The 13,184-nt window shown below is 60.7% G+C and carries 12 protein-coding genes; 3 read left to right on the forward strand and 9 right to left on the reverse strand.

Annotation, left to right across the window (positions count from 1 at the left end):
- Positions 1 to 22: 22 nt before the first annotated feature.
- From GYM54_RS11225 to trxA, 4 genes are all read right to left on the reverse strand, one after another.
- On the reverse strand, positions 23 to 994 hold the full coding sequence (locus tag GYM54_RS11225) for a CDP-6-deoxy-delta-3,4-glucoseen reductase (RefSeq protein ID WP_131651777.1): 972 nt from the start codon (positions 992 to 994) through the stop codon (positions 23 to 25).
- A gap of 34 nt (positions 995 to 1,028) precedes the next feature.
- The gene (gene ubiD / locus GYM54_RS11230) at positions 1,029 to 2,495 is read right to left on the reverse strand and encodes a 4-hydroxy-3-polyprenylbenzoate decarboxylase (RefSeq protein ID WP_181104605.1); all 1,467 of its coding nucleotides are present in this window, start codon (positions 2,493 to 2,495) and stop codon (positions 1,029 to 1,031) included.
- 123 nt (positions 2,496 to 2,618) lie between these two features.
- Positions 2,619 to 3,878, reverse strand: coding sequence for a transcription termination factor Rho (gene rho / locus GYM54_RS11235; RefSeq protein ID WP_131651775.1), 1,260 nt, complete (start codon positions 3,876 to 3,878; stop codon positions 2,619 to 2,621).
- A gap of 233 nt (positions 3,879 to 4,111) precedes the next feature.
- The gene (trxA, locus tag GYM54_RS11240) at positions 4,112 to 4,438 is read right to left on the reverse strand and encodes a thioredoxin TrxA (protein ID WP_021207111.1); all 327 of its coding nucleotides are present in this window, start codon (positions 4,436 to 4,438) and stop codon (positions 4,112 to 4,114) included.
- A 210-nt stretch (positions 4,439 to 4,648) separates the two neighbouring features.
- Here trxA and ppx point away from each other — a divergent pair, with 210 nt between their 5' ends.
- The gene (gene ppx / locus GYM54_RS11245; protein WP_131651774.1) at positions 4,649 to 6,151 is read left to right on the forward strand and encodes an exopolyphosphatase; all 1,503 of its coding nucleotides are present in this window, start codon (positions 4,649 to 4,651) and stop codon (positions 6,149 to 6,151) included.
- 61 nt (positions 6,152 to 6,212) lie between these two features.
- On the opposite strand, the gene ppk1 is transcribed toward ppx, so the two are convergent.
- Together ppk1 and hemB are read right to left on the reverse strand one after the other, a co-directional pair.
- Positions 6,213 to 8,420 (reverse strand): polyphosphate kinase 1, encoded by a 2,208-nt coding sequence (gene ppk1, locus GYM54_RS11250; protein ID WP_181104607.1) that lies wholly within the window; start codon positions 8,418 to 8,420, stop codon positions 6,213 to 6,215.
- Positions 8,421 to 8,439: 19 nt separating this feature from the next.
- The gene (gene hemB, locus GYM54_RS11255; RefSeq protein WP_131651772.1) at positions 8,440 to 9,453 is read right to left on the reverse strand and encodes a porphobilinogen synthase; all 1,014 of its coding nucleotides are present in this window, start codon (positions 9,451 to 9,453) and stop codon (positions 8,440 to 8,442) included.
- Between the two features lie 426 nt (positions 9,454 to 9,879).
- Here hemB and elbB point away from each other — a divergent pair, with 426 nt between their 5' ends.
- Together elbB and GYM54_RS11265 are read left to right on the forward strand one after the other, a co-directional pair.
- Complete coding sequence (gene elbB, locus GYM54_RS11260) at positions 9,880 to 10,542, forward strand: isoprenoid biosynthesis glyoxalase ElbB (protein WP_131651771.1); 663 nt, start codon at positions 9,880 to 9,882, stop codon at positions 10,540 to 10,542.
- Between the two features lie 150 nt (positions 10,543 to 10,692).
- Positions 10,693 to 11,160, forward strand: coding sequence for a thioesterase family protein (locus GYM54_RS11265; protein WP_181104609.1), 468 nt, complete (start codon positions 10,693 to 10,695; stop codon positions 11,158 to 11,160).
- 104 nt (positions 11,161 to 11,264) lie between these two features.
- On the opposite strand, the gene GYM54_RS11270 is transcribed toward GYM54_RS11265, so the two are convergent.
- Genes GYM54_RS11270 through GYM54_RS11280 form a run of 3 tightly spaced genes read right to left on the reverse strand, consistent with a single transcriptional unit; the run spans position 11,265 to position 13,180 of the window.
- Entirely contained in the window at positions 11,265 to 11,720 is a 456-nt protein-coding gene (locus GYM54_RS11270) for a YaiI/YqxD family protein (protein WP_131651857.1), read from the reverse strand.
- Between the two features lie 14 nt (positions 11,721 to 11,734).
- Positions 11,735 to 12,367: a LysE family transporter gene (locus GYM54_RS11275; RefSeq protein ID WP_181104611.1), complete on the reverse strand. Its 633-nt coding sequence runs from the start codon at positions 12,365 to 12,367 to the stop codon at positions 11,735 to 11,737.
- Between the two features lie 51 nt (positions 12,368 to 12,418).
- On the reverse strand, positions 12,419 to 13,180 hold the full coding sequence (locus GYM54_RS11280; protein ID WP_131651768.1) for a TerC family protein: 762 nt from the start codon (positions 13,178 to 13,180) through the stop codon (positions 12,419 to 12,421).
- Between the last annotated feature and the right edge of the window lie 4 nt (positions 13,181 to 13,184).

Below are 13,184 nucleotides of genomic sequence, written 5' to 3' on the forward strand. Positions count from 1 at the left end.
CAAGAGCCGCGAAACAGCGGCTCTAGCCTTCCCGCGGCGCGTAAGCGAAGACATCGGCGCGCATCTGGGTCGCGTCCATCCCCGCCTCTACCAGCGCATCCAGCGTGCCGTAGATCATTGCCGGCGAACCGCTGGCATAGACATGCACCGGCTTGAGATCACCGAAGTCCTCGCATACGGCTTCGTGCAGCATGCCGCAACGCCCCTGCCAGCCACAGACGTCACTGACCACTTGGTGGAGAAATAGATTGGGCATCTCTCGCCACTCATCCCAGTGGGGTAACTGATAGAAGTCTTCCGGCCGGCGCACGCCCCAGTACAGATGCACCGGATGGGCGAAGCCCTCGGCCCGGCAATGTTCGATCAGGCTGTGCATCTGCGCCATTCCGGTTCCGGCCGCGATCAGTACCAGCGGTCCATTCGGGAGCTCGGCGAGATGCGTATCGCCGAACGGCATCTGCACGCTGACCATCCCTTGGCGCCTGATGAAATCGAGCAAACCGATCGTCGACGGCTCACGTGCCAGCACATGCAGTTCCAGTTCACGACCACGCCCCGGCGCAGACGCCAGGGAAAAGGCACTGAACTCGCCGTCTTCGCGCTTCAGCAGCAGGTACTGTCCGGCGTGATAGCGCGGCGGCTTGCCTGCAGGCGCGCGGAGCAGCAGCCGGAACACGTCGCCGCCCACGTCCTGGCAACTGATCAGCTGGCAACCGAACGTCCGTACCGGCAGCTCGCCAGGGGCGAGCACGCCGTCCCATAGCAGGACACAATCCTCTTCAGGCTCGGCCAGACAGGCGAAAACCTCGCCATGATCCTGACTTACACCACGCTGGCGCACCCGACCATTGACCAGCAAGGCCGCGCAGACCAGACAGTTACCGTTGCGACAGGCCTGCGGGCAGTCGTAGCCCAGGCGCCGGGCAGCGTCGAGTATCAGCTCGCCCCGCTGGACTTCAAGCACGGCCCCAGAGGGTTGTAGCGTAACTTTCATCTATGCAAAAACCTGAAATAACGACTACGGATCATCAGTCGATGCCCAGCTCAGCCCAGAGTTCGTCGACCCGGCGTTTGACCGCCTCATCCTGAACGATGGCGCGACCCCACTCGCGGCTGGTCTCGCCCGGCCACTTGTGCGTGGCGTCGAGCCCCATCTTGCTGCCGAGGCCGGATACCGGAGAGGCAAAATCAAGGTAATCGATGGGCGTGTTCTCGATCATCACCGTATCGCGCTTGGGGTCCATGCGTGTGGTGATCGCCCAGATCACATCGTTCCAGTCGCGAGCATCGATGTCGTCGTCGGTAACGATGACGAACTTGGTGTACATGAACTGGCGCAGGAAGCTCCACACGCCAAGCATCACCCGCTTGGCATGGCCGGGGTACTGCTTCTTCATGGTCACCACCGCCATGCGGTAGGAACAACCTTCAGGCGGCAGGTAGAAATCGGTGATTTCCGGGAACTGCTTCTGCAGGATCGGCACGAAGACTTCGTTGAGCGCCACGCCAAGGATCGCCGGCTCGTCCGGCGGGCGGCCGGTGTAGGTGCTGTGGTAGATCGCATCGCGGCGCTTGGTGATGCGCTCGATGGTGAACACGGGGAAGCGATCCACTTCGTTGTAATAGCCGGTGTGGTCGCCGTAGGGCCCTTCGTCGGCCATCTCGCCGGGATAGATATGCCCTTCGAGAATGATTTCGGCACCGGCCGGGACCTGCAAATCGCTGCCGCGGCATTTCACCAGCTCGGTGCGGCTGCCGCGCAACAGGCCGGCAAAGGCGTATTCGGAGAGCGAATCGGGTACCGGCGTAACGGCGCCAAGAATGGTGGCCGGGTCTGCGCCAAGTGCCACCGCGACCGGGTACGGTCGATCGGGATACTTCTCGCACCACTCACGGTAATCCAGCGCACCACCGCGATGGCTGAGCCAGCGCATGATGACCTTGTTGCGGCCAATCACCTGCTGACGATAGATACCCAGATTCTGCCGCTCCTTGTTCGGTCCCTTGGTGATGGTCAGGCCCCAAGTAATCAGCGGCGCGGCATCGCCCGGCCAACAGGTCTGTACCGGCAGCGCCGAAAGATCGACGTCCTCACCTTCTATCACCACTTCCTGGCAGGGCGCATCCTTGAGCACCTTGGGCGCCATGCTGATGACCTTCTTATAGATCGGCAGCTTGCTCCAGGCATCCTTGAGGCCTTTCGGCGGCTCCGGCTCTTTGAGAAAGGCCAGCAGCTTGCCGATCTCACGGAGTTCCGAGACTTCCTCGGCGCCCATACCGAGCGCGACGCGTTTGGGTGTGCCGAACAGGTTGCCCAGCACCGGCATGTCGAAGCCGGTCGGATTTTCGAAAAGCAACGCCGGACCCTGCTTACGCAGAGTGCGGTCACATACTTCAGTCATTTCCAGAACGGGAGAGACGACGGCCGAAACGCGCTTGAGTTCGCCGCGCTGTTCCAAGCCACTGATAAAGTCGCGCAAATCGCGATACTGCATGCTTGAGCCTCGCATGGGCCGGCAAGTGTCGAGGCGCAGAGTTTAGCCTTGGCGCGGCCGATTCCAAAACCTGCAGACAGACAAAGGCCGGGTTTCCCCGGCCTCGGTGGCACGACCAGACGCTTACTTGCGCTTCATCGACATGAAGAATTCATCGTTGGTCTTGGTGTCCTTGAGCTTGTCCAGCAGGAACTCGATGGCGGCGCTTTCATCCATCGGGTGCAGCAGCTTGCGCAGAATCCAGATGCGCTGCAGCTCCTCTTCGCTGGTCAGCAACTCTTCGCGACGAGTGCCCGAGCGGTTGATGTTGATGGCAGGGAACACACGTTTCTCGGCGATGCGGCGGTCCAGCTGCAGCTCGAGGTTACCGGTGCCCTTGAATTCCTCGTAGATCACCTCGTCCATCTTCGAGCCGGTTTCCACCAGCGCGGTGGCGAGAATCGTCAAGCTGCCGCCTTCCTCGATGTTGCGCGCGGCGCCGAAGAAGCGCTTGGGCTTTTCCAGCGCATGGGCGTCGACACCACCGGTCAACACCTTGCCAGAGCTTGGGATAACAGTGTTGTAGGCGCGCGCCAGACGGGTGATGGAATCGAGCAGGATGACCACATCCTTTTTGTGCTCGACCAGGCGCTTGGCCTTCTCGATCACCATTTCGGCGACCTGCACGTGGCGAGTCGGCGGCTCGTCGAAGGTGGACGCGACCACTTCGCCGCGCACGGTGCGCTGCATTTCGGTCACTTCCTCCGGGCGCTCGTCGATCAACAAGACGATCAGGTGGCACTCGGGGTTATTGCGGGTGATGTTGCTGGCGATGTTCTGCAGCATGATCGTCTTGCCCGCTTTCGGCGGAGCGACGATCAGGCCACGCTGACCCTTGCCGATCGGTGCGCAGAGGTCGATCACCCGGCCGGTCAGGTCTTCGGTGGAGCCGTTTCCGGCTTCCATCGTCAGCCGCTTGTTGGCGAACAGCGGCGTCAGGTTCTCGAACAGGATCTTGCTCTTGGCGTTTTCCGGCCGGTCGAAATTGATCGTATCGACTTTGAGCAGCGCGAAATAACGCTCGCCTTCTTTAGGCGGACGAATCTTGCCGACAATGGTGTCGCCGGTGCGCAGGTTGAAGCGGCGGATCTGGCTCGGCGAGACATAGATGTCGTCAGGGCCGGCGAGGTATGACGAATCCGCGGAGCGCAGGAAGCCGAAGCCATCCTGGAGAATCTCCAGCACGCCATCACCGGAGATTTCCTCGCCGCTTTTCGCGTGCTTTTTCAGCAGGGAGAAAATCACGTCCTGCTTACGCGAACGGGCCATGTTGTCGATGCCCATCTGTTCGGCCATTTCCAGCAGTTCGGTGATGGGCTTTTGCTTAAGTTCGGTCAGATTCATAGAAAGAGATCAGGAAGGATGAAGAAAGCGATTAGCTTTAGAAGCCGCGCAGCAGGATACGAACAGATTCGTTGTGCTTTATGAGGCTGAAGTGCGTCGGCGACGGCATGCAGAGGGCGACGGAAGAAGCGTCGCGGGGCCGAATTTAGCACCGCGCAGACGAAGCGTCCACCCTGCCGCAAGAAAAAAGCCCCCGCATTTGCGGGGGCTTTGGATAGCAGCGCTTCTCTAACTCAGATGTTGCTGTCGAGAAACGCAGCCAGCTGCGACTTCGACAAAGCGCCAACCTTGGTGGCTTCGACGTTGCCGTTCTTGAACAGCATCAGTGTCGGAATGCCGCGAACGCCGTACTTCGGCGGGGTTTCCTGATTCTCGTCGATGTTCAGCTTGCAGACCTTGAGCTTGCCCTCGTAATCCTTGGCGATCTCATCGAGTACCGGAGCGATCATCTTGCATGGACCACACCACTCGGCCCAGTAATCGACCAACACAGGGCCATCTGCCTGGAGCACGTCCTGCTCGAAACTGCTGTCGCTGACATTGTTGATGTATTCGCTCATGGATGTTCTCCAGGGTCAAAACTGAAAGTGACGCCATCATAGCCCGGCTTGATGCGGACCGAAAGTCGCAGCCTGTTACTTGGTCAATCGGGGCACGGCGACGAATTACAAGCCCTGTGGCCGATAATCGGGCCCTACGTGAAGGCGCTGCGCGTTGGCGGATGCCGATGATCATGTCAGGATGTCGGGGTTTTGCACAGAGACCGCGCCATGCCCCCACCAGCCGCCGAACCCTCTCCACTGATCGCCGCCCTCGATCTCGGATCCAACAGCTTCCACATGGTCCTGGCCCGCATCAGCAACGGCGAAATGCGCATCCTTGAGCGGCTCGGTGAAAAGGTTCAATTGGCCGCCGGCATCGATGAGAACCGAATGCTCGACGATGCCGCCATGCAGCGCGGCCTCGACTGTCTGCGCCGCTTCGCGCAACTGGTCAATCATCTGCCTCAAGGCTCGGTGCGTGTGGTAGGCACCAACGCCCTGCGTGAAGCTCGCAATCGAGCGCTGTTCATCCGCCAGGCCGAGACGATCATCAATCATCAGGTTGAAGTGATTTCCGGCCGGGAAGAAGCGCGACTGATCTATCTCGGGGTGTCGCACACCTTCCCGACGGCGCCCGGCAAGCGGCTGGTCATCGATATCGGCGGCGGCAGTACCGAGTTCATCATCGGTGAGGGTTTCGATTCGCTGCTGCGCGAGAGCCTGCAGATGGGTTGCGTGAGCTTCACCCAGCGTTTCTTCCGTGACGGCAAGATCACCGCTGCACGCTATGCCCAGGCCTACACGGCGGCACGACTCGAGCTGATGAGCATCGAGCATGGTCTGCGCCGGCTCGGCTGGCAGGATACGGTCGGCGCGTCCGGCACCATTCGCGCCATCGGTCTGGCGATCAAGGGCGCGGGGTTGAGCAATGGCCAGGTCACCAGCGAAGGACTGGGGTGGCTCAAGCGCAAGCTGTTCAAGCTGGGCGATGTAGACAGGATCGACATGGACGGCATCAAGCCGGATCGTCGCAGCATTTTTCCCGCAGGCCTGGCCATCCTTGAAGCGGCGTTCGATGCGCTGGAACTCAGCAGCATGGCGCATTCCGAGGGCGCGCTACGCGAAGGCGTGCTCTACGACCTCATCGGCCGCCATCATCAGGAAGACATCCGCAGCCGCACCCTGAGCTTTCTCATGGAGCGCTATCACGTCGACAACGAGCAGGCGGCGCGGGTTGAAAGCAAGGCTCTGGAGGCGCTCGACCAAGTGTCGGCCGATTGGGAGCTAGTCGAGGACTGGCACCGTGAGCTGCTGACTTGGGCTGCTCGGGTGCACGAAGTGGGCCTTGATATCGCGCACTACCATTACCACAAACACGGCGCCTACCTGATCGAGCACTCTGATCTTCCGGGTTTCTCACGTCAGGATCAGCAAATGCTCGCGCTACTGGTGCGCGGGCATCGTCGCAACATACCGAGGCAAAAATTCGAAGAGCTGAGTGAGGACGGCGTGAAGCTGACCCGCCTCTGCGTGCTATTGCGGTTCGCCATCCTGTTCCACCACATCCGCGGGCCGCAGCAGGCGCCGGCGTTCACGCTCAAGGCTGACGACAACAGCCTCGACGTGGCCTTTCCCAGCGGCTGGCTGGAAAACAATCCGTTGACCCAGGCCGATTTCGCCTTGGAAGCGGAATGGCTGAAGCGCATTGATTTCACCTTGACGGTACGCTGAGCGCGCGCCCGATCACGCGGGCGCGCAGTTCAAGCGTCGGCGATCTCACGCACCGGGCGCGTCAGCGCGCGCTCGGGCTACCCAGGCGCTCCAGCAGAGCGCTCTGCACGTTACGCGGGTTCTGGTTGCCACTCGGACTGTTACGCACGTAGCTGCCATCGGGCTGCAGCACCCAGCTCTGGGTATTGTCGGTCAGGAATCCTTCCAGTTCTTTTTTCACCCGCGTGATCAGCTTCTTACCTTCGACGGGGAAGCAGGTCTCGACGCGACGGTCCAGATTACGCTCCATCCAGTCAGCGCTGGACAGGTAGAGCTTCTCGTCGCCACCGTTGAGGAAGTAGAAGACCCGGCTGTGCTCGAGGAAGCGTCCGATGATCGAGCGCACCTGGATGTTGTGCGAGACGCCCAGAATCCCCGGGCGCAAGCAGCACATGCCACGCACGATCAGGTCGATGCGCACGCCCGTCTGGCTAGCCTTGTACAACGCACGGATCATCTTCGGATCGGTCAACGAGTTGACCTTGAGAATGATGTGCGCCGGCTTGCCTTCGCTGGCGTGCTGGGTTTCCTGCGTGATCATGTCGAGCAACGATTTCTTCAGCGTGAACGGCGCGTGCAGGAGCTTTTTCATGCGCATCGTCTTGCCCATGCCGATCAGCTGGCTGAACAGTTTGGAGACGTCTTCGCAAAGCGCATCGTCCGAGGTCAGCAGGCTGTAATCGGTGTACAACCGCGCGTTGCCAGCGTGATAGTTGCCGGTCCCTAGATGAGCGTAGCGGCGCAGTTCGCCGTTTTCGCGGCGCAGGATCAGCATCATCTTGGCGTGGGTCTTGTAACCAACCACGCCGTAGATGACGACCGCGCCGGCCTGCTGCAGGCGGCTGGCCAGCTGCAGGTTGGATTCCTCGTCGAACCGCGCACGCAACTCGATCACCGCAGTGACTTCCTTGCCATTGCGCGCCGCCTCGACCAGCGCATCGACGATCTCCGAGTTGGCGCCGGAGCGATAGAGCGTTTGCTTGACCGCCAGCACGCAAGGATCCTTGGCCGCCTCGCGCAACAGGTCGATGACCGGCGTGAAGGATTCGTACGGGTGCAACAGCAGGATGTCCTGCTTGCCGACGACGTTGAAGATGTTTTCGCTGTTCTGCAGAAGTTTTGGAATCGCCGGAGTGAAGGGCATGTATTGCAGCTGCGGATGGCTATCCAGCCCTGTGATGCTGAACAGTCGGGTCAGGTTGACCGGCCCGTTCACTCGATACAGTTCGCTCTCGCTGAGGCTGAATTGCTTGAGCAGGAAATTGGCCAGGTGAGGTGGGCAGGTATCGGCTACCTCCAGACGCACCGCATCGCCGTAGCGCCGGGACATCAGCTCGCCGCGCAACGCCCTCGCGAGGTCCTCGACATCCTCGGTATCGACCGAAAGGTCGGCGTTGCGCGTCAGGCGGAACTGATAGCAGCCCTTAACCTTCATGCCGTGGAATAGATCGTCCGCGTGCGCGTGGATCATCGACGAAAGGAATACATGATTGGCGCCCGCCCCACCCACCTCTTCCGGTACGCGGATCACTCGCGGCAGCAGTCGTGGCGCCGGAATGATCGCCAGTCCCGAGTCCCGACCAAAGGCATCGATACCTTCAAGTTCGACGATGAAGTTCAGACTTTTGTTGACCAGCAAGGGAAACGGATGCGTCGGGTCCAACCCGATCGGCGTGATGATCGGCGCGATTTCGTCACGGAAATAACGACGCACCCAAGTTTTGATCTTGACCGTCCAGTGACGGCGACGAATGAAGCGCACCTGGTGCTCGGCCAGCTCCGGCAGCAGCACTTCGTTGAGGATCGAATACTGCCGGCTGACCTGTTCGTGGACTAGCTCGGAAATCCGCGCCAGCGCCTGATGCGGCTGCAGCCCGTCGGCGCCGGCCTGTTCGCGGGCATAGGTAACCTGCTTCTTCAGCCCGGCGACGCGAATCTCGAAGAATTCGTCGAGGTTGCTGGAAAAGATCAGCAGGAACTTCAACCGTTCCAGCAACGGATTGGACTCATCCAGCGCCTGCTCCAGCACGCGGATATTGAATTGCAGCTGCGACAACTCACGATGGATATAGAGGCTGTTGTCGTCCAGGTTGGGCGCTGGCTGCGGTGCCGGTACTGGTGCCTCCTCCTGCGTCTCCACCTCGGGCACTGGCGCAGCCAGCTCCTGGAGGGGTTGCGCCTCGTTGTCGGCAAGCTGCAATTCGCTTTCGCTGAGTCCCTGGTTGGTCATGGGTCTGCCTCGAAGGGGCTCAGTGCCCCTGTTTCAATTGTTGTGCGGCCTGTTTGGCGAAGTAGGTGAGGATGCCATCCGCGCCGGCACGTTTGAAGGCGGTCAGCGACTCCAGAATCACCGCCTCGCTCAACCAGCCGTTCTGGATGGCGGCCTTATGCATCGCGTATTCGCCACTGACCTGATAGACGAATGTCGGCACGCGGAAGGCATCCTTGACCCGCCAGAGAATGTCGAGATAGGGCATGCCCGGCTTGACCATGACCATATCGGCACCCTCGGAGAGATCGGCGCCCACTTCGTGCAGCGCCTCGTCACTGTTGGCCGGGTCCATCTGATAGGTGTTCTTGCTTCCCTTGCCGAGATTACCGGCCGACCCCACCGCATCGCGGAACGGGCCATAGTAGGCGCTGGCATATTTGGCCGAGTAGGCCATGATGCGCACGTTGTGATGCTCGGCCACTTCGAGCGCCTCGCGGATGGCTTGGATGCGCCCATCCATCATGTCTGACGGCGCCAACACCTGGGCGCCGGCCTCGGCATGGGAAAGCGCCTGCCGGACCAGCGCATCGACTGTCACATCGTTCTGCACATAGCCCTGCTCATCCAGAATGCCGTCCTGGCCATGGGTGGTGAACGGGTCGAGCGCGACGTCGGTGATGATGCCCAGCTCCGGGAACCGCTCACGCAGTGCGCGCGTGGCGCGCTGGGCGATGCCGTCCGGATTCCAGGCTTCGGCCGCGTCCAGGGATTTCTTCTCCAGTGGCGTGACCGGAAACAGCGCCAGCGCCGGGATGCCCAGCGCCACCAATTCCTCTGCCTCTTCGAGCAACAGATCAATGGACAGACGCTCAACGCCGGGCATCGAAGGCACCTGCTCGCGGCGATTTTCGCCATCGAGGACGAACACAGGCAGAATCAGGTCGTCCACGCTCAGCTTATGTTCGCGCACCAACCGCCGGGAAAAATCGTCACGACGGTTACGACGCAGGCGAGTAGCGGGAAACAATCGATTGGCAGGAACGAAACTCACAGCGAACTCCTGGCCCGCAGAACGGGCGAATATGACGTTTATAGGCCGACTTCGTGACCGATTGATGACAGCGCCGTTAAACGACGCCGCGCGTTGCCCTCATTGTCGCCAGCCGAGGCAGGCACTGCCAGTGCTTTGATCGGGCAACCGCCTGGCTGAAAGCCTGCGTGCAAGCCCTGGCTTCGACTGAACACCCGTCCTGGCGAGGAATCCAACAGTACAACCGGCTGCCGTTGAAGCTCGTGTAAAAAAACTGGCGAATGAGTTTGCATGCGGTCTGTCAGCAAAATGCGCCGCCAGAACTGAACCGCTAGCTTTTAATTCAGGCCACCGGGTACGGGCTTACCTTGAACCCCGCCAGGGATTAGCATCGAAGACTTTCGCCCGGCGCCTTCCGGGCCGCTGAATCTGACCAGGAGTATCCCTATGAACAAAAAAGTCGCCGTGATCCTTTCCGGCTGTGGCGTCTACGACGGTTCGGAAATCTACGAGAGCGTGATCACCTTGTTGCGCCTGGACCAACGCGGCGCAACGGTTCGCTGCTTCGCGCCGAACATCGCGCAGATGCATGTGATCAACCATCTGACCGGCGACGAGATGCCGGAGAGCCGCAACGTACTGATCGAATCCGCCCGCCTGGCTCGCGGCGAAATCAGCGATCTGCGCGAGTTGAATGTGGACGAGTTCGATGCGCTGATCATGCCCGGCGGCTTTGGCGCGGCAAAGAACCTCTCCGATTTCGCCACTCAGGGCGCCGCCAGCAAGGTCCTTCCGGATGTGCTGTCAGCGGCTCAGGCGTTTGCGAAAGCCGGCAAGCCGGTTGGCATGATGTGCATCGCACCCACCATGGCGGCACAGATCTTCGGCGCTGGCGTGGTCTGCACGCTGGGAAATGACGACGATCCCGCCGCAAGCGCAGCGCGCGAAATGGGCATCGAGCACCAAGCCTGCGAGGTCACCGAACTCGTCGAGGATTCCAGGCACAATCTGGTGACGACCCCTGCCTACATGCTCGCGCAATCGATCAGCGAAGCGGCGTCGGGCATCTACAAACTAGTCGACCGAGTGCTGGAGCTCACCCACAAGTAAGCACCAGGCTCACCTCCCTCATCCCGAGCTCAGGCTCGGGATGAGGGAGGCCTATGGCTATACAGCCAATCGTACCGGCGCTCCCGCCGCCCCCCTGTTCATTCCTGCCTCGCTACGGCAGTTTTGGCCGATCTGACAGAGGCCGAACTCATGCCCCACACACCCGACACCATCGAAGAGCAGCAACAAGCCGTGCGCCAGCTCTTCGAGCGCATTCCGTTCAACGAGTATCTGGGTATCGAACTGGAGGAAGTGACGCACCAGCGCGTGGTGATGCATCTTCCGATGAAGAATGAACTGGTCGGCAATTTTTTCCATGGCATCCTGCATGGCGGCGTGATCGCTTCTCTGCTCGACGTGGCCGGTGGTGCGATGGCCATGATCGGCGCATTCGAAAAGCACCAGCATCTGACCACCGAGGAACGCGCCCTCCGCCTTTCACGGCTCGGCACCATCGATCTGCGAATCGACTATCTACGACCGGGACGAGGCCAGCGCTTCAGCGCCAGCGCGACGCTGCTGCGCTCCGGCAACAAGGTGGCCGTGGTTCGCTCCGAGTTGCACAACGAGGAAGGCGTATTGGTCGCCGTGGGCACCGGCACTTATCTTTGCGGCTGAGAAGCTGGACGCGTTTGGTTTACGGCCAGACCCATCAAGCTTTTTCTTCGAGCTAATAGCTTCAGGCTGCTCCTCCACGTCCAGCCTTCAAGCCTTCGGCACCGTTATCGGCTTTTCATCAACTGCGTGAGCAACCGGTCCAGCGCGTTGGCAAAAGCCTGACGATCCCGCTCGCCATAAGCAGCCTGACCACCCCCGACCTGCCCTTGCTCACGCAGGTCAGTGAACAGGTTGCGCACGGCCAGACGATCGCCCATGTTGCGCTCGTCGAACTCGCGACCACGCGGATCGAGGGCCGCCACGCCTTTCTTGACTAGGCGATCGGCCAGCGGTACATCGCTGCAAATTACCAATTCGCCCGGCTGCGCATGCTCGACCAGATAATCGTCCGCGGCGTCCGGGCCGCTCGGCACCACGATCAGGCGAATACAGGCGAAGGCCGGCTTGATCTGGCTCTGCCCCGCTACCAGCAAGACGTCGAACTTACGCTTGAGCGCGAACTTGATCAGCTGCTCTTTGGCTGCCTTGGGACAGGCATCGGCATCGACCCACACCCGCAAAGGTTTGGCGACTGTCACACCACGGCCCGCCGCACTGTCGCCAGCAATGCCGCCGCGCCGGCGAACATGGCGGCAAAGCTGCGATTGACCAGACGCTGCTGACGCGGCGTATGCAACAAGCGCAGCACCTTCGCCGCCAGACCGGTGTAACCCGCCATGACGATCAGATCGACCACCACCATGGTCGCGGCCATGTGCAGGTACTGCATCACCAAATCGCGCTGCGGATCGAGAAATTGTGGCAGCACGGCCAGGATGAACACGATGGCCTTGGGATTGCTGGCATTGACCAGAAAACCCCGGAGCACCAGCGTCAGCGGTCGCCCGATGGGCCGTGGCGCCGCGCTGTCATCGAGCATTTCCGGCACCGCCTGCCACTGCTTCAGCGCGAGCCACAGCAGATAGGCGACACCAAACCATTTGATCAGGCTGAAGGCCAGCGATGAGGTCGCCAACACCGCGCCGACACCGGCCGCCACCACTGCGATCTGCAACGCCAAGGCGATCTGCAAACCAATGGCGTTCCAGTAGCCGCGCCAAAAGCCGTACTGCAAACCGCAGGACATCGAGGCGATAGCTCCGGCGCCCGGTGACAGGCTGATGATCCAACAGGCTGCGAAGAATGCAAGCCAGCTTTCGAACGTCATGATTTGAGCCTCAGGCAACGGCTGCACCTGAATGCAGCCGGTTGTTCATCCTCAGTCCGGCATGTCCTTGCCAAGTTTGACCGGGTCTTTCAGCTTGCGATTCATTGCCTTGCGCATCCGGATATTGAGCGCTTCGACCGTCAGCGAGAATGCCATGGCGAAGTACACGTAGCCCTTGGGCACGTGAGCACCGAAGGCTTCGGCGATCAGTAGGGTGCCGACCACGATCAGGAACGACAATGCGAGAATCTTCAGAGTCGGATGCTTTTCGATGAAGTCGCTGATGGTGCTGGCAGACAGCATCATCACACCGACGGCGATGACGATCGCGGCGATCATCACCTGCACGTTGTCCACCAGCCCCACCGCCGTAATCACCGAGTCCAGCGAGAAGACGATATCGATTACCGCAATCTGCAGAATGATACCGACGAAGCCGGCCTTGACCGCGCCACTCGTAGTGCCGTCCTGCTCCTCTTCACCTTCGACGCTGTGCCAGATTTCCATGGTGCTCTTGAACAGCAGGAACAGACCACCGAAGAACAGAATCAGGTCGCGCCCGGACACGCCATGCCCAAAGATCGTGAACAGGTCGTTGGTCAGGCGCATAACCCAAGTGATCGACAGCAGCAGCAGGATCCGCGTCCCCATGGCCAGGGCCAGCCCGAAGAAGCGAGCCTTGGGCTGCTGCTCCTTCGGCAGGCGGCCGACCAGAATGGAGATGAAGATGATGTTGTCGATGCCGAGGACGATTTCCAGGGCGGTCAGGGTCAGAAACGCGACCCAGATTTCGGGGCTGCTAAGCCATTCCATAGGT

This window comes from Pseudomonas sp. MTM4 (assembly GCF_019355055.1).
Lineage (GTDB): Bacteria > Pseudomonadota > Gammaproteobacteria > Pseudomonadales > Pseudomonadaceae > Stutzerimonas.

Coding starts and splice junctions, on each gene's coding strand:
- GYM54_RS11225 (WP_131651777.1), bottom strand. CDS start 994: ATGAAAGTTACGCTACAACCCTCTGGGGCCGTGCTTGAAGTCCAGCGG.
- ubiD (WP_181104605.1), bottom strand. CDS start 2,495: ATGCAGTATCGCGATTTGCGCGACTTTATCAGTGGCTTGGAACAGCGC.
- rho (WP_131651775.1), bottom strand. CDS start 3,878: ATGAATCTGACCGAACTTAAGCAAAAGCCCATCACCGAACTGCTGGAA.
- trxA (WP_021207111.1), bottom strand. CDS start 4,438: ATGAGCGAATACATCAACAATGTCAGCGACAGCAGTTTCGAGCAGGAC.
- ppx (WP_131651774.1), top strand. CDS start 4,649: ATGCCCCCACCAGCCGCCGAACCCTCTCCACTGATCGCCGCCCTCGAT.
- ppk1 (WP_181104607.1), bottom strand. CDS start 8,420: ATGACCAACCAGGGACTCAGCGAAAGCGAATTGCAGCTTGCCGACAAC.
- elbB (WP_131651771.1), top strand. CDS start 9,880: ATGAACAAAAAAGTCGCCGTGATCCTTTCCGGCTGTGGCGTCTACGAC.
- GYM54_RS11265 (WP_181104609.1), top strand. CDS start 10,693: ATGCCCCACACACCCGACACCATCGAAGAGCAGCAACAAGCCGTGCGC.
- GYM54_RS11275 (WP_181104611.1), bottom strand. CDS start 12,367: ATGACGTTCGAAAGCTGGCTTGCATTCTTCGCAGCCTGTTGGATCATC.
- GYM54_RS11280 (WP_131651768.1), bottom strand. CDS start 13,180: ATGGAATGGCTTAGCAGCCCCGAAATCTGGGTCGCGTTTCTGACCCTG.